The sequence below is a fragment of the Hymenobacter mellowenesis genome (assembly GCF_030581005.1).
GTDB classification, from domain to species: domain Bacteria; phylum Bacteroidota; class Bacteroidia; order Cytophagales; family Hymenobacteraceae; genus Hymenobacter; species Hymenobacter mellowenesis.
The window spans coordinates 995,413-1,015,393 of record NZ_JAUQSX010000001.1 but is presented as its reverse complement, the minus strand read 5'-3'; the positions used below and the strand labels follow the sequence as shown (position 1 = coordinate 1,015,393).

Annotated in this window: 8 protein-coding genes; 7 read left to right on the top strand and 1 reads right to left on the bottom strand. The window is 64.5% G+C overall.

The window, feature by feature from the left end; all coding sequences use genetic code 11:
* Positions 1-42: 42 nt before the first annotated feature.
* Positions 43-4,341: a hybrid sensor histidine kinase/response regulator transcription factor gene (locus tag Q5H92_RS04080; RefSeq protein ID WP_305010206.1), complete on the bottom strand. Its 4,299-nt coding sequence runs from the start codon at positions 4,339-4,341 to the stop codon at positions 43-45.
* 441 nt (positions 4,342-4,782) lie between these two features.
* On the opposite strand from Q5H92_RS04080, the gene Q5H92_RS04075 reads away from it, so the two are divergent.
* The 7 genes from Q5H92_RS04075 (at position 4,783) to Q5H92_RS04045 (ending at position 19,945) form a co-directional block, all read left to right on the top strand.
* The gene (locus Q5H92_RS04075; RefSeq protein ID WP_305010205.1) at positions 4,783-7,839 is read left to right on the top strand and encodes a SusC/RagA family TonB-linked outer membrane protein; all 3,057 of its coding nucleotides are present in this window, start codon (positions 4,783-4,785) and stop codon (positions 7,837-7,839) included.
* Between the two features lie 24 nt (positions 7,840-7,863).
* A complete protein-coding gene (locus Q5H92_RS04070; RefSeq protein ID WP_305010204.1) occupies positions 7,864-9,633 on the top strand; it encodes a RagB/SusD family nutrient uptake outer membrane protein in 1,770 nt (589 codons plus the stop codon).
* Between the two features lie 212 nt (positions 9,634-9,845).
* Positions 9,846-12,989 carry a SusC/RagA family TonB-linked outer membrane protein gene (locus tag Q5H92_RS04065; RefSeq protein ID WP_305010203.1) on the top strand — a complete coding sequence of 1,048 codons (3,144 nt, stop codon included), beginning with the start codon at positions 9,846-9,848 and terminating at the stop codon, positions 12,987-12,989.
* 132 nt (positions 12,990-13,121) lie between these two features.
* Complete coding sequence (locus Q5H92_RS04060) at positions 13,122-14,885, top strand: RagB/SusD family nutrient uptake outer membrane protein (RefSeq protein ID WP_305010202.1); 1,764 nt, start codon at positions 13,122-13,124, stop codon at positions 14,883-14,885.
* A gap of 221 nt (positions 14,886-15,106) precedes the next feature.
* On the top strand, positions 15,107-16,981 hold the full coding sequence (locus Q5H92_RS04055; protein ID WP_305010201.1) for a glycoside hydrolase family 35 protein: 1,875 nt from the start codon (positions 15,107-15,109) through the stop codon (positions 16,979-16,981).
* A gap of 9 nt (positions 16,982-16,990) precedes the next feature.
* Entirely contained in the window at positions 16,991-18,151 is a 1,161-nt protein-coding gene (locus tag Q5H92_RS04050; RefSeq protein ID WP_305010200.1) for a glycoside hydrolase family 43 protein, read from the top strand.
* Positions 18,152-18,463: 312 nt separating this feature from the next.
* A complete protein-coding gene (locus Q5H92_RS04045) occupies positions 18,464-19,945 on the top strand; it encodes a glycoside hydrolase family 30 protein (protein ID WP_305010199.1) in 1,482 nt (493 codons plus the stop codon).
* Positions 19,946-19,981 lie beyond the last annotated feature (36 nt).

The following is a 19,981-nucleotide window of genomic DNA, read 5'->3' as shown; positions in this document are numbered from 1 at the left end:
GTTGGCACGGTGCAGGCGCCCGGGCGGGGGCAAGCCCCGCCCCTACTCCGCCACTCCGGCCACCTCCCGGCCCGGCCGGTGCTGCTTGGCGTACTCGGAGGGCGAGACGTTGTAGATTTTCTGAAAGGCCTTGCGGAAGTACTTGGCGTCCTCGATGCCCACTTCAAACGCCACTTCCGACACGCGCATCTGCGTCTGGGCCAGGAGCTGGGCGGCGCGCTTCATGCGCACGTCGCGGATGAATTCCACGGCCGTCTGGCCGGTGATGCTCTTGATGCGGCGGTAGAACACCGACTGGCTCATGGCCATTTCCTTCACCAGCACCTGCACGCTGAACTCCGAGTTGTCGAGGTTGCGCTCCACCACGGCCATGGCGCTTTCCAGGAACTGCCGGTCGGCGTCGGCCACCACTATTTCGTTGGGTTCGAGCAGGATGTGGCGCTGGTAGTACTCGTGCAGCTTGCGGCGGTTGCGGAGCAGCGCGTCGGCTTTGGCCTGGAGCAGGGTGGGGTTGAAGGGCTTGCTCATGTACTCGTCGGCGCCCATGCCGGTGCCTTCGAGCTCGTGGGTCTCTGCTGTGCGGGCCGTGAGCAGCAGCACCGGAATGTGGGCCGTTTTGGGGTGCTGCTTGATTTTCTGGCACAGCTCCAGGCCGTCGGAGCGCGGCATCATCACGTCCGAGATGACGAGGTCGGGCAGCTGGGCCAGGGCTTTTTCCCAGCCTTCGAGGCCGTCTTCGGCCGTCACAACTTCGTAATCAGCCGCGAACAGTTGCTGAATGTACTGGCGTACCTCGTCGTGGTCTTCCACCACCAGCAGGCGCGGCTGGCGCGCTGCGGCTGGCTCAGTAGCGGCGGGCGCAGCAGCAGCAAAAGATTCAGCGTCAACAAGCTCCGGTTCAGTGGTGTCTGGCTCCGGTGCTTCAGGTGTGGTTTCAATCACCCCTTCCGACATCGGCTCTTCTTCTTGAATATCATCAGGTTGCAGATGCTGGCGGCCGAAGGGCAGGCGCAGCTCAAACGTGGTGCCCAGCCCCTCGCCGCTGGTGGCCGTGAGCCGGCCGCCGTGCCGCTCGGCAAACTGCCGGGCCAGCGCCAAGCCGATGCCCGTGCCCGTCATGCGCAGCGTATTGGTGTGCGAGGCTTGGTAGTAAGGGTCGAAAATTCGCTCAATCTCGTGGTACTTGATGCCCACGCCGTTGTCGGTCACGGTCACTTTCAGGTAGTTGCCGGTGAGCTTGCCGTTCTGGTACACGGCCTCGCCGCCGGGATTGCCCACGGGCGTGGCCAGCAGTTCCACGCGGCCATTGGGGCGGGTGTACTTGAAGGCGTTGGCCAGCAGGTTGGTGAGGATGATTTCGAGCTTGCTGCGGTCGAAATACAGGCGCACGGGCTCGTTGGGCAGGTCGAGCACGTACTTCACGCCGCGCTCCTGGGCCTTGAGGGTGAAAGCGGGGTAGATGTCGGTGATGAAGGCCACGGCATCGCCGGGGGCGGCGCGCAGGGGCACGTGGCCGGTTTCCACCTTGCGGAAGTCCAGCAGCTGATTCACCAGGTCTAGCAGCTTGCGCGTCTGCTTATGCATCAGGCCCACTTTTTCGTGCAGGCCCGCCACCGGCCCGGGGCTGTTGATGATTTCCTCCATCGGCCCGAGAATGAGGGTGAGCGGCGTGCGCAGCTCGTGGCTCACGTTGGTGAAAAAGCCCAGCTTGAGGCCGGTGAGCTCCTTTTCCTTCTCGGTCTGGAACTGCTCCAGTGCTACTCGGTTTTTCAGCCGCTGCTGGGCCATCTCGATGCGGCGATACAGGGCTACCGCGCCCAGCAGCACCAGAGCATAAAGACCGTAGGCCCAGCCGGTTTTGTACCAGGGCGCGCGAACATCGAAGCGCACGGTGGCGGCCTTTTTCGACCAGGCGCCCTCGCCGTTGCTGGCCTTCACCTCGAAAGTATACTGGCCCGGTGGCAGGTTGGCGAAGCTGGCCGTGCGCTGGCCGGGGGCCGGGTACACCCAGTTTTCGTTGTAGCCCACGAGGCGGTAGGCGTAGCGGTTTTTCTGCGGGTTGGCGTAGTTCAGGCCCACGAATTCGACCGAAAAGTCATTTTCCGAAGCCTTAATGGTCACCGTCTGGGGGCGCGAGAGGGGCCGGGGCAGCACCACGCGGCCGTTCAGCGTCTGGCCCACGGCCACGGGCTGGTTGGCAATGCGCAGGCCGGTGAGCTGCACCACCGGCGGGTAGGGGTTGGGCTGGATGGCGTGCGGCTGGAAGTAGCTGATGCCGTTGATGCCCCCGAAATACAGGGTGCCGTCCTGGGCGCGGGCAGCGGCCCCAATCTTGAAAGCGTTGCTTTGCAGGCCATCGGCCACGTCGTAGCGCAGGTACTGGCGGGTGGCCGGCGTGTAGCGGTAGAGGCCGGTGCCGCCAATCCAGAGGTGGCCCTCGTCATCGGCCAGAATGCTTTCCACGTCGCTCTCGGGCAGGTACTTGGCCAGGCTGTGAATGGTTTCGTTGCCGCGCGCATCAGTCGTCAGTTGGTGCAAACCGCCGCCGATGGTGCCAATCCAGAGCGTGCCCTGGTCGTCGAGCAGCAGGGGCCACACGTAGTTCACGCGCAGGCCGTCGGGCGCGCCGGCGGTTTGCCTGAACTGCTTGAGCACGATGAGCGAATCGGCGGTGACGCGCAGCTTGAGCAGGCCCGCGTCGGTGGTGCTGGCCCAGAGCACGTCGTGCCGCCGGTCGTAGAGCAGGTTGGTGAAGCGGTTGGTGGGCAAGGCGCTGTTGTCTTTGCGGAAGGTGCCCAGGAACTGGCCGTCGGCACTCAGGCGCAGCAGGCCGGTGTTGAAATTGGCCACCCACAGCGTACCAAACCGGTCTTCGGCCAGGCTCTCGATGCTAAAGCTGCGCAGGTCGGGGCCGCCGGGCAGCTGTTCGTAAGTCGTCAGGGTTTCGCGGCCGTTGGCGCGGGTGAGGCGGCTGAGGCCGGAGCTGCGCGTGCCGAACCACAGCGCGCCGTTGCGGCTCTGGAAAATGGTCGACACGTCGACGCCGCGCGTGGCGCCGGCCCACTGCTGGTTCAGGTAGCTGTGCGTGACTTTATGGGCCAGGTCGTAGCCGTACACGCCGTTGCGCGTGCCCGACCACAGCGTATTCGTCCCCTCTTCCTTATAAACCGTGTTCACGTAGTTGTTGGCCAGCGTGGAGCTGCCCGACAACTGCTGGCGCAGCCGCCCAAAGGGCTTCTGGCGCAGGTCGACCTGATTGAGGCCGCCGGCCGAGGCGCAGAGCCACATAATCTGGTTGCGGTCTTCAAAAATCTGGTGCACCCGCTCCGAGTTGATGCCGAAGGGCTCGTTGTCCTGCGGCAGCAGCAGGGTGGGGGTGGGGCGCAACGGCGGCGCTACGCCGGTCACGGCGCCCGCCTCCCACACGTACAGGCCGTAGATGGTGCCCACCCAGAGCCGTCCAAACGAATCCATTTGGATGGCTTGCAGCTGCGGGTAGGTTTGGGGCTGCGGGTGGGCTTGCAGCTGGCGCACGGTGCGGCGGTTGGCCGCGCTCACCCACCACACCTGCTGGTCGGTGCCCACCCAGAGGTCGCCACGGCGGTCGAGGTGCAGCACGCGCACCGTCTGGGTGAGGTCGGTGGGCTCGGCGCGCAGGTCGGGGCTTTCGGGGCGCACCACGCGCAGGCCGGCGTTGTAGGTACCAATCCAGACCTTGCCCTCGGCGTCGGTGGCCAGGCTGCTCACCTGGTAGTTGGCGGGAAGCGGCTTGCCGGGGGGCGGCACCTGGCGCAGGCTGCTGAGGCGGCCCTGCCCGTCGAAGCTGAGCACGAACAGGCCTTCAACCGCCGTGCCTACCCACAGGCGGCCCTGCTTGTCCGAAGTCAGTGCGTTGACACTGGCCTGGCTCAGGCGCTGCATCAGGGGGCGGTAGGGGGCAGGCACCTGCTGCTCGTCGTAGCTGAGCAGGCGGTCGGCGGCGGCATCGTAGAGGCCCAGGCCGGCGCGCTCGGTGCCGGCCCAGAGGCGGCCGTCGGGCGCCACGTGCAGGGTCTTGAAGCGGTTGGCCGAGATGCCGTTGCGCGGGTTGATGGGCAGGGTGTACTGCTTGAGGCCGTAGCCGTCGTAGCGGTCGAGGCCGCGGTTGGTGCCCACCCAGATGAAGCCGGCCGGGTCCTGGGCCACGGCCATGGCGTCGGAGTGCGAAAGGCCTTGGTCGACGGTGAGGTGCTCGAAGCGGAACTGGCTGGGGGCGGTGTCCTGGGCCCGCGCGGCGGGGCCGGACAGCCACAGCAAAATGACGAAAAGAAGGGCCCACTTGGGGGCGAGAAATGCCTGCACGTTGGATGGGATGGGGCGGGAATGCAGCGGAGCGGAGAAGGGCAGTGGCAACGAAAAACCGGCCCGGCCGGGTTCCGAAAAGCCTCGGCCGACGGGCCTGAACCCGGGGCAATGGTCCGGTTTCGGCGGCCACCAAGGGCCGGGTTGCTATGCAAGGTAGGGTTATTTGGCGGGGCTGGCAAAGGCCCCGCGTGCGGGCGCGTAACGGCCACATTTGCTGCGCGAAAGGGAAGGGAGTTTTTCAACAAGGATGCCAATTTCACCCGCTCTTTTAACGAAAATGCCCCCCTTTTTCCGTGCAACCGGCCGGTAGCTTTGTCCTGTCAATATTCCCTCAGTGCTTTAAAAAGCGGCTATTGTGAAATGCTGACGAGTCGCTCTGTCTAGCCCTAAGCGCCGGATACCTGCTGTTCCCACCCACGTCCCAGCTTACCCCCTTCTATGAGAAAACCTGTACCCTCCCCGGGACTACCGCGGCTGCTGTTGCTGGCCGCCGGCCTCACCGGCACCCACGCCGCGCTGGCCCAAACGTTGCCCACCGAAATTGCCCCGCCGCCCGCCGTCACCACCCCTGCGGCGCCCGAGCCCGAGCCGGTCAGCACGATGTTCATCCCGTCGGTAACCGACGAAAACACCGAGCCGCTCCGGGGCGTGAAGGTGGCCAACGCCAGCGGCTCGCTCTCGGCCGTCACCGACTCGGTGGGGCAGGTGCGAATGGACGCGCCGCAGGGCGAGGTGCTTATTCTGAGCATCGACGGCTCGGAGGTGCGGCGCTTTGTGGTGGGCACCAGCCTGCGGCCCATCATCCTGCTCGACACCAAGCACCCGGCGGTGGCCCGCCTCAAGCCGGTGCAGCTGCTCAACAGCACGGCCATCCGGCCTGATTTGACGGCCGCTTCTACACAAACGATTTACTACAACGACCTGCAGAAGCTGCCGGTCACGTCCTTCCTCACGGCCCTCACCGGCCGCGTGGCGGGCCTGCAAACGTTCTCGTTCTCGGGCCAGCCCGGCAACGACATCGTGGGCGCCTCGCTGCTGGGCCAGAGCCCGACGGTGGTGATTGACGGCATCGTGCGGCCGATTTACGCCTTCGATTTGGAAGAAATTGAATCGGTAACGGTGCTGAAGGACGCGCTGAGCTCGGCCATGCTGGGCGTGCGCAACTCCAACGCCGGCGTGCTGAACGTGACCACCCGGCGCGGCACGCCCGGCCAGCCGCGCATCTCGTTCACGGTGCAGTCGGCCATTCAGCAGCCCTTGAAATTGCCGCAGGCGCTGGATTCCTATAATTACGCCACGCTCTACAACGAGGCGCGGGTGAACGACGGCCTGGCGCCGCTCTACACCGCCCGCGACCTGGAGCTGTACCAGAACGGGCAGGACCCCATCGGCCACCCCAACGTGAACTGGCGCGACCAGGTGCTCAAGAAGTCGTCGCAGCTGAACCGCTATACCTTCAGCGCCAGCGGCGGCAATAAGTACGCCAAGTACTTCGTGTCGGTGGAGCACCTGAATCAGTCGGGCCTGCTGAAAACCAGCGACATCAACAAGTATAATACCAGCAACGACTACAAGAGCTACACGTTGCGCTCGAACGTGGACTTGCAGCTCAATAAGAAGCTCTCGGCCGGTGTGCACCTGCTCGGGCGCATTCTCGATTCCAACGACTCGGGCGCGGGCATCAGCAGCGTGCTGAGCTCCATCGTGAACACGCCGGCCAACGCCTACCCCGTGTACAACGCCAACGGCAGCTACGGCGGCACCCAGCAATTTCAGAACAACATTCAGGCTCAGGCCATTGGCTCGGGCTACCGCGAGAACTACCGGCGCGACGTCATCGCCGACTTCTACCTCAAGCGCAGCCTTGATGAGCTGACGCCCGGCCTGTGGGCCCGCGCCACGGGCTCGTACTACGCCAGCTTGTCGGAAAACATTGCCCGCAACAAGGCCTACGCCACCTTCCTGCAAACCACGCCGGCCACCGGCGAGCCCACCTACCAGCAGTTCGGCGCCAACGGCGACCAGGCCAACGGCAACGGCATCGCCAACCAGAACAACACCACCTACCTGGAAGCCGCCCTGGGCTACGACCGGCAGCTGGGCGCCCACGGCCTCAACGCCATCGTGCTGGGCAGCCGCCAGGCTTTCACCCAGGATTCGGACCTGCCCTACACCACGCAGGGCATTTCGGGCCGGGCCTCCTATAACTACCAGGGCAAGTACGTGGCCGAGTTCGCCTTCGGGCTGAACGGCACCAACCGCTTCCCCGATGACGGCGCCTTCCGCTACGGCTTCTTCCCGGCCGGCGGCCTGGCCTGGAACATCTCGCGCGAGGACTTTATGAAGTCGCAGCAGTGGCTGTCGTACCTGAAGCTGTACGGCTCCTACGGCCTGACCGGCAACGACGTGCCGAGCTACTTCACCTACCTGCAAACCTACTTTGATACCTCGGGGCCGTACTTCGGCACCAGCGCCGGGCAGGCCAGCGGCATCAGCGAGCAAGTGCTGGCCAACGTGAACCGCACCTGGGAAAAAGCCCAGAAGCTGAGCGTGGGCGTGCAGGGCGCCGTGCTCGACAACCACCTGGGCTTCACGCTGGAGTATTACAACTCGAAGTACTACGACCTGCTCCAGCAGCGCGGGCTCAGCACCAGCCTCATCGGCCAGCAGTATCCCGACGAGAACATCGGCCAGAACCGCAACTACGGTTTCACCGGCCAGCTCACCTACCAGCAGTCGTTTGGCAAGCTGAGCCTGCTGATGGCCGGCAACGTGGGCGTGCAGCAGTCGAAAGTGCTGTTTGCCGACGAGGTGTACCGGCCCTATCCTTGGATGCGGCGCACCGGCCAGCGCATCGGCCAGAGCTTCGGCTACATCGCCGACGGCTTGTTCCAGAGCGCGGCCGAAATTGCCGGCAGCGCCACCACGGTGGGCTACCGCCCCCAGCCCGGCGACATCAAGTACAAGGACCTGAACGGCGACGGCGTGATTGACCAGCTCGACCAGGCCGTGATTGGCAACACCCAGCCCACGGTGCCATTTGGCGCCAGCCTGAGCCTGCGCTACGGCTCGTTCGACTTCTCGGTGCTGGCCCAGGGCGTGCTCAACCGCACGGTGTACTTGTCGGGCGGCAGCGAGTACGCCTTCCAGAACGGCGGCTTCGGCGGCGCCTTCGAGCAGCACCTCGACCGCTGGACGCCCGACAACCCCAACGCCACCTACCCGCGCCTGGGCCTGGGCGCCAACCCCAACAACCAGGCCGTTTCCAGCTACTGGGTGCACGACAACAACTACCTGCGCATCAAGAACGTGGAGCTGGGCTACACCCTGCCGCTGGGCCTCAGCAGCAAGGCCCGCCTGCAGAGCGTGCGCCTGTTTGCCAGTGCCACCAACCTGCTCACCTTCAGCCAGTACGACCGCATCGACCCGGAGGTGTTCAACAACGCCTACCCGCAGCAGCGCCTGCTCAACCTCGGCCTCAACATCAAGCTGTAATTCCCACCCCCGCTGCTTTTCGCCATGCTTAAGAAACTGAGAACCCCGTTTGTTGCCCTGCTGCTGGCCCTGAGTGCCACGGCGTGCAAAGACGTCGAAACCGAGCCGCGCTACCTCATCGAGGACGACTTCATGTGGGACGAGGCCGACCGCAACGCCACCCTGGCCGGCTGGTACCTCAACGACATTTACAACTACCTGCCCGGCGGCTTCAACCGCATCGCGGCCGGCTTCAACAGCGGCAGCGGCACTTCCGACGGCGACGTGCTGGAAGCCGGCGCCGGCGACGCCGTGCCCTCGCGCCTGGCGCGGCCCGTGGAGTGGTACACCAACGGCACGATAAGCGTGGTGAACAACCCCGACACCTACTGGGCCAGCAGCTACGCCGGCATCCGCCGCGTGAATATTTTCCTGGCCAACATCGACCGCGTGCCGGCCACCGCCGCCACGCTGGTGTTCTGGAAAGCCGAGGCCCGCTTCATCCGGGCCATGCTCTACTTCGAGCTGGTGAAGCGCTACGGCGGCGTGCCGCTCATTGCCGACAAGGTGTTTACGCTGGAAGACAACCTGGCCCTGCCGCGCAACAACTACGCCGAGTGCGTGGAGTACATCGTGAGCGAGTGCGACGCCATCAAGGGCCAGCTGCGCACGGAAAGCGCCATTTCGGACGCCGACTGGGGCCGCATTCCGCGCGGCGCGGCCATTGCCCTCAAGAGCCGCATTTTGCTGTACGCCGCCAGCCCGCTCTTCAACGGCGGCGGGGCCAGCGGCGCGGGCGCCCTGCAAGGCTACCCGAGCTACGATGCCAGCCGTTGGCAGCGGGCGCTTGATGCGTCGCAGGAGCTGATTAACCTGAACTACTACGCGCTGCTCACGTCCACGTCGGCGGCGCCGGCGGCGTTCAACAACGTGTTTACCACGAAGAAGAGCACCGAAATTATTCTGGCCAAGCAGTCGGCCAACAGCTCGATGCTGGAAGCGCTGAACGCTCCTATCGGCTACACGGCGCCCACGGCCAGCCTGGGCCTCACCAGCCCCAGCCAGAGCTTCGTGGATGCGTTTCCGACGCTGACCGGCCTGGATATCAACGCCGCCGGCTCGGGCTACAATGCCCAGAACCCCTACGCCAACCGCGACCCGCGCCTGCTGGCCTCGGTATTTACCAACGGCGTGACTACCGGCACCACCACCGTGGGCAGCCGCTGGCTGAGCCGCAACGTGGAAACCTTTGAGGGCGGCCGCGACCGGCCTGGCGGCAACGCCGTGCAAACCCGCACCGGCTACTACCTGCGCAAGTTCCTGCCCGACCTGTCGGCCGCCTCGGCCTACACCAACGTGAGCCACAACTTCCCGATTTTCCGCTACGCCGAAACCCGCCTCAACGCCGCCGAAGCCCTCAACGAGCTGGGCCGCACCGAGGAGGCCGTGACGCACATCATCGCGTTGCGGCAGCGGGCCGGCATCACGGCGGGCACGCCGGCGCGCTACGGCATTGCGGTGGGCATCACGCAGGCGGCGGCCCGCGATTTGATTCGCAACGAGCGCCGCATCGAGCTGGGCTTTGAGGAGCACCGCTTCTGGGACGTGCGCCGCTGGAAAATTGCCGAGAACGTGCTGAGCGGGCCCATCACCGGCGTGCGCATCGTGCGCGGCGGCACGGCGCCGAACTACACCTATACCTACACTTACCCGCAGGTGACGACCATGGTGTTTCAGCCCAAGCTCTACTACATGCCCCTGCCCTACGACGAGGTGACCAAGAACACGAACCTCTCGCAGAACCCGGGCTGGTAGGCTGCCGCAAACCACCGTCAGGCTGACTAAAAGAACGGTCATGCTGAGCGTAGCCGAAGCATCTCTACCGCGCAACGCAATTCAATCGACAGGATTTACTACTGCGGTAAAGATGCTTCGACTGCGCTCAGCATGACGTTCTTTTTCAGCTTGCCCGCCTTTTTTTAAGCCAGCCCAGCGGCTTTCCCAACAACTTCAAATTCCCACCTTATATGAAAAACTTCTTACTCTTATTAGTACTGCTGCTGAGCACGGCCAGCCAGCTGGCTTTTGGCCAGGCCCGGGTGGTGACCGGCACGGTGCGCGATGCGCAGGGCGCGGTGCCCGGCGTGTCGGTTTATGAAAAAGACATGACCTCCAACGGCGTTTCGACCGACCTGGATGGCGGCTTTAAGCTGACGCTCAAGGGCAACGGCGTGCTGGTGTTCCGGGCCGTGAACTACAAGCTGACGGAGGTGCAGGTGGGCACGCGCACCAGCATCAGCGTGAAGCTGGAGTCGGCCGACCAGAGCCTTGATGAGGTGACGGTGGTGGGCTACGGCGAGCAGAAGAAAATTACCCAGACCGGCTCGGTGAGCCAGGTGAGCGGCAAGGACATCCGCGAAAACCCTTCGGCCAGCTTGCAGAACACGCTGGTGGGCCGCCTGCCGGGCTTCTTCTCGCAGCAGGCTTCGGGCCGGCCCGGCGCCGACGGCGCGGCCTTCTTCATCCGCGGCATCAGCAGCTACAACGGCAACTCGCAGCCGCTCATCATCGTGGACGACATTCAGTACAGCTACGACCAGTTTGCCCGCATCGACCCGAACGAGATTGAAAGCCTGTCCATTCTGAAAGACGCGGCCACCACGGCCATCTACGGCGTGCGCGGGGCCAACGGCGTGGTGGTGGTGACCACCCGGCGCGGCAAAACCGGCCCGCCCCAGATTTCGGCCCGCGTGGAGGGCAGCCTGCAGCAACCCACCAAAATCACGAAGTACCTCGACTCGTACCAGACGGCCTCGCTCTACAACCAGGCCCAGATTAACGACAACGCGGCCAGCCCGTCGCCCACGTTCACGCCGCGCTTCTCGGCGCTTGATTTGCAGAAATTCCAGGACGGCTCCGACCCCTACGGCCACCCCAACGTGAACTGGCGCAAGGAGCTGTTCAAGGAATTCAGCCAGCAGTACCGCGCCAACCTCGACCTGTCGGGCGGCACGGACCGGGTGAAGTACTTCGTGAACGTGGGCTACCTGTTCCAGAACGGCATGGTGAAGGACTTCGGCAGCGCCGAGGGCGTGAACAACAACTACTACCATAAGCGCTACAACTACCGCTCGAACCTCGACGTGAACGTGGCCAAGGGCCTCAACGCCCGCATCGACCTCTACGGCAACTTCGGCGAGGTGAACACGCCGCAGCTGGGCAGCCCCTTCGGCTACAACGACCTGTTCTACGACTACAGCAGCTTCCTCACGCTGGCGCCCTTCGCATACCCCATCTACAACCCCGACGGCTCGTTCGGCTACAGCAAATGGTCGCGCGATGTGGTGGGCACCAGCTACAACGTGAACAACGTGGTGGGCCGCCTCACCAACTACGGCTACTCGCGCAGCAACGAGAACAACATCAACAGCGTGCTCTCCCTGAAGCAGGATTTGGGCGTGTACGCCAGCGCTTTGCAGGGCCTGACGGCCACGGGCCTGGTGTCGTACACGTCGAACTACGTGTACAGCCGCAGCAACATCCGCGACGCTTTCCCCTCGTTCATCTACGACCCCACCAAGGCCGGCGACGACCCCACCGCCTACGAGGCCCGCGACCCCAACCTGTACCGCACCCGCCGCTTCTTCCTGGGCTACAACGGCGGCAGCACCTCGCGCACCGTGAACCTGCAGGCCATTCTGAACTACGACCGCACCTTTGGCAAGCACCACGTGTCGGGCCTGGCGCTGTACAACCGCAACTCGGTGACGGCCCAGAACAACAACAATATCTACAACTTCATCCCGAACAACTTCCTCGGCTACTCGGGCCGCCTGGGCTACGACTACGACGCCCGCTACCTGTTCCAGATTAACGTGGGCTACAACGGCTCCGACCGCTTCAGCGCCGACAACCGCTACGGCCTGTTCCCGGCCGTGTCGGCGGGCTGGAACATCGCCGAAGAAACCTTCTTCAAAACCGCCCTGCCCGTGTTCGACCTGCTGAAGCTGCGCGGCTCCTACGGCCTGGTGGGCAACGACGCCCTGGGCTCGAGCTACAGCTACTACTACCAGCAGAACTACGCCAACAGCAACGGCGTGAGCCAGCCCAACTTCGGCATCAACAGCACGCCCGTGACGGGCATTGCCGAAGGCACCCTGGCCAACAACAGCGTGACCTGGGAAAAGGAAAAGAAGCTCGACGTGGCCCTGGAATTCCGGCTGCTGAAAAACAGCGTGTCGGGCAGCGTGGACCTTTTCCGCAACGAGCGGTACGACATCCTCACCACCCGCGGCACGGTGTCGGGCATCTTCGGCCAGGGCCTGCCCCCGGTCAACCTGGGCCGCGTGCGCAACGAGGGCTACGAGCTGGAGCTGGGCTACCAGAGCCCCATCTCGAAGGACTTCTCCTACTTCCTGAAAGCCAACTACTCGGTGGCCAAAAATACCATCCTGTTTCAGGACGAGCCCAACAACCAGTATTCCTACCAGAACTTCACCGGCAACAGCATCGGCCAGCAGCGGGTGTACGAATTCCTGGGCTTCTACACCCAGGCCGACATTGCCGACTCCAAAGTAGCCAAGCCGGCCGTGGCCGTGCAGCCCGGCGACCTGAAATACAAGGACCTGAACGGCGACGGCATCATCAACGAGTTCGACCGCGCCGTGACCGGCTTCCCCGGCCTGCCCAACACCACCTTCGGCGTGAACCTGGGCATTCGCTACAAGGGCTTCAGCATCAGCGCGCTGTTCCAGGGCTCGCGCAACTTCAACGTGGCCGCCGCCTCGGAGGCCATCCGCGCCTTCAGCTCGAACCTGACCCAGGTGCACACCAAGGCCTGGACGCCGGAGCTGGGCGACAACGCCGCCTACCCGCGCCTGACGCTGCTCGGCGGCATCAGCGACCCGGTGGCCAACCCCTCCACCTTCTGGCAGATTTCGGGCGACTTCGTGCGCCTCAAAAACGCCCAGGTCAACTACGACCTGCCTTCGGAATTCACCCGCAAGCTGGGCATTCCCTCGGCCCGCATCTACGCCAACGGCTCGAACATCCTGACCTGGACCGTGGCCGACAAGCTCTACGATTTCGACCCCGAAATATCCCTCAACACCCAGCGCCTGATTTATCCGCCCCAGCGCATCTACAACCTGGGCCTGAGCGTGACCTTCTAAGGTGGATTTGTGGATTGGTGGAATGGTGGGTTTTGATTTTTTAGCGGCGTCACTTGCGCCAATTGAACAGAAAACCCATCAATCCGCTAATCCACCACCCCACCAATCCGCCACTTCCCACCCGAACTTCTTATGAAAAAGCTACTTGTATTTCTGATGGCCGCCGGGGCTCTGACCACGGCGTGTAAGAAAGACGACTTCCTGGAGCCCAAAACCAGCGCCCTCACCGAGGACACGGTTTTCGGCGACAGCACCCGCACGATGGCCTTCCTGGCGCGCATCTACGGCGACATCGGCTACACCTTCAACAAAGGCCGCTGGTCGTCGCACGGCAACACCGAACAGGTGACCGACGACGCCGAGTACCTGTACTCGGGCGGCGGCCAGAGCGCCGTGCAGCTCTACAGCGGCAGCCTGAGCCCGCTCACCTTTTATGGCAACGTGCCCAGCAACGACTTCTGGCAGGTGCCGTGGGATAACATCCGCCGCGTGAACCTGCTCATGAGCGAGCTGCCGCGCACGCCCTTGTCCAAAGCCAAGCAGGCCCGCATGGTAGCCGAGGCGCGCTTTCTGCGCGCCTGGTACTACCACTGCCTGCTCTCGCACTACGGCGGCGTGCCCATCATCAACGACCAGGTGTTCGGGCTCGAAGACTTCATCAACCTGCCCCGCACCTCCTACGCCGACTGCGTGACCTACCTCATTCAGGAGCTCGACGCCGTGGCCGCTGTGCTGCCCGACGTGAACGGCTACCCGGCCGCCGACTACGGCCGCGTGACCCGCGGCGCCGCCCTCGGCCTCAAAAGCCGCCTGCTGCTGTATGCCGCCAGCCCGCTCTTCAACGGCGGCGCCGAAACCAGCGACGCCAGCCTAGCCTCGGTGGTGAGCTACCCCAGCGCCAGCGTGGCCCGCTGGCAGGCCGCCGCCGATGCCGCCGCCGCCCTCATGACCGGCCCCGACGCCAAGTACGCCCTGAACGTGGACAACACCACGGCCCCCGGCTACGGCTTCTACAACGTGTTTTTGCTGCGCCAGAACACCGAGTACATATTCTTCGTGAACCGGGCGCCGAACCGCGACATGGAGGTATTCTACAACCCGCCGTCGCGCGGGGGGCAGACGAACTCGACGCCCACCCAGAATCTGGTCGACGCCTTCCCGATGAAGAACGGCCTGCCCATTTCCGCCGCCGGCTCGGGCTACGTGGCCACCAACCCCTACGCCAACCGCGACCCGCGCTTCTACAACTCCATCCTATATAACAGCACCGCCCAGACGCCCTGCCGCTATTTCCTGACGACGGCTAACGCTCAGTCCGAGGTGTTTACCTACGAAGGCGCGGCTTCCGACGGCATCAACATTTCCAACTCCTCGACCGGCTACTTCAGCCGCAAGATGTGCGACGTGAACATTGCCGCCAACAGCGGCACCAACACCCAGCGCGGCTGGCCGCTGATGCGCTACGCCGAAATCCTGCTCAACTACGCCGAGGCCATCAACGAGGCCGGCCAGCCCGCCCTGGCCTACCCGGCCCTGATTCAGCTGCGCACCCGCGCCGGCATCGAGCCCGGCACCAACGGCCAGTACGGCCTCACGCCCGGCCTGAGCCAGGCCCAGATGCGCGACCTCATCCGCAACGAGCGCCGCGTGGAGCTGGCCAACGAAGACCACCGCTGGAACGACATCCGCCGCTGGAAAATCGCCATGGTGACCAACAACGCCTTCAACAACCGCATGCGCATCGTGCGGGCCGGCACCTCGCCCAACTTCACGTATACCTACAACGTGGTGCCCACCATCCGCCGCCACAACTTCCGCCCCGAGATGTACCTGCTGCCCATTCCGGACTCGGAAATCCGCAAGGTGCCGTTGATGCGCCAGAACCCGGGCTGGTAGGGTTGGCTAGGCTTTGTTCTGGCGGGCGCCTCACCCCCTGGCCCCCTCTCCCTAGGGAGAGGGAGCACCGGTTTTGCTCGTTTTAAAATCGTCAGGCTCCCCTCTCCCTGAGGAGAGGGGTCGGGGGTGAGGCGCCACATAGAACGAAGCTCGTAAGACGCTCCGCACGAGATTCAGAATTGATTTTCTGAACGGCAAAAAAACAGTTGATTATCCGATTTATGTCCGCTGCCTATATCCCTTTCCGCCGCCACCTGCTGCCCCTGCTGCTGGCCGGCGGCCTGGCCCTACCCGCCGCGCAGGCCGCGCCGCCCACCCACACCTTCGCGCTGGGCACCGAGCAGTTTTTGCTCGATGGCCAGCCGTTTCAGATGATTTCGGGCGAGCTGCACTACCCGCGCATTCCGCGCGAGGCCTGGCGCCAGCGCCTGAAAATGGCCAAGGCCATGGGCCTGAACACGGTGGGCACCTACGTGTTCTGGAATGCCCACGAGCCCCAGCCAGGCCAGTACGATTTCAGTGGTAACAACGACGTGGCTGCCTTCGTGAAAATGGCCCAGGAAGAAGGCCTGTGGGTGGTATTGCGCCCCAGCCCCTACGTGTGCGCCGAGTGGGAATTCGGCGGCTACCCCTACTGGCTTCAGAACGTGCCCGGCCTGAAAGTGCGCAGCCAGGAGCCGCAGTACGTGGCTGCCTACCGCCGCTACCTGCAGGCCGTGGCCAAGCAGCTGGCCCCGCTGCAAGTCAACCACGGTGGCCCCATCCTGATGGTGCAGGTCGAAAACGAGTACGGCTCCTACGGCGCGGACAAGGCTTATCTGGCCTCGAATAAAAAGATGTTTGAGGACGTGGGCTTCGACGGCCTGCTCTACACCTGCGACCCCGTGCGCGACGTGGCCGCCGGCCACCTCGACGGCCTGCTGCCGGCCGTGAACGGCACCGATAAGCCCAGCCAGATTCGGAAGCTGGTGCAGGCCAACCACGGCGGTAAGGGCCCCTACTATGTGGCCGAGTGGTACCCCGCGTGGTTCGACTGGTGGGGCACCAAGCACCACACCGTGCCGGCCCGCAACTACACGCCGGGGCTGGATTCGGTGCTGCGCGCGGGCATGAGCATCAACATGTACATGTTCCACGGCGGCACCACCCGCGGCTTTATGAACGGGGCCAACTACAAGGGCGACTCCTCGCACTACGAGCCCCAAATCAGCTCCTACGACTACGACGCGCCCCTCGACGAAGCCGGCAACGCCACGCCCAAGTTCCGGGCCTTCCGCGAGGTGATTGCCAAATACCGACCTGCCGGGCAGCCCTTGCCAGCCGTGCCCGCCGCCAAGCCCAGCGCCGCGCTGCCCACCCTCACGCTCAACGCCAGCGCCGGCCTGCTCGACCGCCTGCCCGCGCCGGTGGCCAGCGCCACGCCGCTCACCTTCGAGGCCCTGAAACAGGCCTACGGCTTCGTGCTCTACCGCGCCACGGTGCCGGGCGGCGGCACCAAAAAACTCAAAATCACCGACCTGCGCGACTACGCCGTGGTGCTGGTGAACGGCAAGCGCGTGGGCACCCTCGACCGCCGCCTGCGCCAGGATGCGATGGACGTAGCCCTACCCGCAGGCCAGGTGCAGCTCGATATTCTGGTGGAAAACCTGGGCCGCGTCAACTTTGGCGAGTACCTGCTCCAGAACACCAAGGGCATCACCAAAAGCGTGAGCCTAAATGGGCAGGAAGTGAAAAGCTGGAAGCAGTATGGGTTGCCAATGGAGCAGGCCCCCCAATTGGTAAAGGCCGACCGCGCGAATGCGGACAGTACGCCCGCCGTGCGCTACTCCACCTTCACCCTCGCCCAACCTGTTGATACCTACCTCGACATGCGACAGTGGGGCAAAGGCGTGGTGTGGCTGAACGGCCACAATCTGGGCCGCTACTGGGCCATCGGCCCGCAGCAAACCCTGTACGTGCCCGCCGAGTGGCTGAAAAAAGGCTCGAACAACATCACCGTGTTGGAATTGCTCAAGCCCGAGCAAACCAAGCTGCCCTTCCTCGACCACGCCATCCTGAACGACCTGCAGCCGGGCGCGGCGGCGGCCAACGACTGATTTCCGCTCATGAAAAAGACTTACCTGGCCGCAGCCCTGCTGGCACTGGCCGCCGCGGCCCAGGCGCAGCCGCAAAAGCGCACGGCTTTCGAGCCTGGCAAAACCTGGCCCGATAACAAAGGCACCCACCTCAACGCCCACGGCGGCGGCGTGCTCTACGACCAGGGCCGCTACTATTTGTTCGGCGAGCACAAAATTGCGGGCGGCAAGGGCAACAGCGCCCAGGTGGGCGTGCACTGCTATTCCTCTACCGACCTTTACAACTGGACCGACGAAGGCATTGCCCTGACGGTGGCGCCCGCCGGCTCGGGTTCCGAAATCGAGCAGGGCAGCATCATCGAGCGGCCCAAGGTGGTGTTCAATCAGAAGACCGGGAAGTACGTGATGTGGTTCCACCTGGAGCTGAAGGGCAAGGGCTACGAGGCCGCCCGCACGGCCGTGGCGGTGAGCGACCGGGCCACCGGCCCGTATGCCTACGTGAAGTCGTACCGGCCCGGGGTGGGGCAGTGGCCGTTGGGTTTTCAGGAAGCCTGGAAAAAGCCCGTGCCCGGCGAGAAAGACCTGAAATGGTGGACGCCCGACTGGACCAAGGCCGTGGCCGAGGGCCTGTTCATCCGGCGCGATTTCGCGCCCGGCCAGATGGCCCGCGATATGACCGTGTTCGTGGACGACGACGGCACGGCCTACAACATCCACTCCTCCGAAGACAACCTGACCCTGCACGTGGCCGAGCTAACGCCCGATTACCAGGGCTTCACCGGCCGCTGGAACACCATTGCGCCGGCTGGCCACAACGAGGCGCCGGCCCTGTGCAAGCGCAACGGCAAGTACTACCTCATCACCTCGGGCTGCACCGGCTGGGAGCCCAACGCGGCGCGCTCCTTCGTGGCCTCCTCCATCTGGGGGCCGTGGACGGCGCTCGAAAACCCTGCCACCGGCCCGCAGGCCAATATCACCTACAACTCGCAGAGCACCTACATCCTGCCCGTGGCCGGCCGCCAGGATGCCTTCATCTTCCTGGCCGACCGCTGGACGCCGAAAAACCCCATCGACGGCGGCTACATCTGGCTGCCGCTTAGCTTCGAGGGCGACCAGCCCCGCCTGCAGTGGGCCGACCGCTGGGACCTGGGCGTGTTCGATGCGGCCAAAGCCAAGGCAGCGGCTAATTGAACCAGTACCCCGAAGCTCCGCTTCGGCCCGCGTCCGCATCGTTCAACGAGCCGAAGCTGGAGCTTCGGGGTACTGGTTCAACCCTCAACAAATGCACCGCTCCGGTCAGGCCATCCGGGCTTCGCGCCCGGTACAGTGAGTGAGCCGGCGCCGCCCCACGCGGGCGGTTTGGCCCGAAAGGAGGTGGGACTCTTTGCGGCCACTGGCCGGAGCCGTGCATTTGTAGTGCCGTAGCAATGGGAGAGCCTTGCCTTGTCTGATGGATTGGGGCACTGGCGTGCCCGATGCCATTTTTTCAATATCACAGGTTTGATGAATCATTTACGCGCAAAACTGGCGACGCTGCTGCTGGGCGTTGCCGGCGCTGGTCCGGCTGGTGCCCAGTCGTATACCTGGACCAGCAGTACCGAAGGCCACGAGTGGACGCAGGCCAAAACGAGCTTGCAAAAAACGGCGCCGACGGCGCCCCTGCTCACGGTGAAGGGCGGCGAGAAAATCGTCACCTTCAAGGCCTGGGGCACCTGCTTTAATGAGCTGGGCTGGGACGCCCTGCAGCAGCTGCCGCCGCCGGAGCGGGAGGCCCTGCTGGGCAAGCTCTTCGCGCCGGCCGGGGAGCTGCGCTTTTCCCGCGGCCGCTTCGCCATGAACGCCAACGACTACGCCCGCGCCTGGTACAGCTGCGACGAGGTGGACGGTGACTTCGACCTGAAGCACTTCAACCTCGACCACGACAAGGCTACGCTGATTCCCTACCTCAAGGCCGCCCAGCGCCACAACCCGGCCCTGACGTTCTGGATTTCGCCCTGGTCGCCGCCGTCGTGGATGAAAATCAACCACAGCTACGCCGTGCGCAGCGACGCGAAGTACAACCAGCTCGCGCCCGCCTCCGATGTGGCGCTCTATGAAGGCACGACCGTTAAGGACAAGGGCGTTTTCCCGGAGCGGCTGGCCGCCAACGATTACCTGATTCAGGACCCGCGCTACCTGCGCGCCTACGCCAACTACTTCTGCAAGTTCATTTCGGCTTACAAGGAGCAGGGCATTCCCATCACCACGGCCATGTTCCAGAACGAGGCGTGGAGCTACACCATCTACCCCGGCTGCGCCTGGACGGTGCCGGGCATCGTCCGCTTCAACACCGAGTACCTGGCCCCGGCCCTCCGGGCCCAGCACCCGGCGGTGGACGTGTACCTGGGCACCATCAACACCAACCGCTACGAAACCATCGACCAGGTGCTGGCCGACCCGCGCATGGCGCCGGCCATCAAGGGCGTGGGGCTGCAGTGGGAGGGCGGGCAGCTGCTGGCCCGGCTGCGGGCCAAGTACCCGCAGTACCGCTACATGCAGTCGGAAAGCGAGTGCGGCTGGGGCGCGTTCGACTGGAAGGCGGCCGAGCACACCTTCGGCCTGATGACGCACTACCTCGGCAACGGCTGCGACGAATACACCTTCTGGAATGCCGTGCTGGCCGATGGCGGCGTCAGCCCCTGGGGCTGGAAGCAGAACGCCCTGATTCGGGTCGACTCCAAAACCCGCACCGCCACCTACACCCCCGAGTACTACGCCGCCCGGCACTTCAGCCACTTCATCGGGGCGGGCACCACCATCGTGGCCTTCCGCGAAGGCACCGCCGACCAGCTGCCGGTGCTGGTGGCCGCCACCGCGCCGGACAAGTACGTGGTGGTAGCGGGCAACTTCGGCGCGACGCCCCGCAGCGTGGCCGTGAAGCTGGGCGAGCGGTACCTGAGCGCGACGCTGCCCGCGCACTCTTTCAACACCTTCCAGGCAAAATAGGCCGGGGTAAACGAAGCAATGCCGTGAAAACAGGGT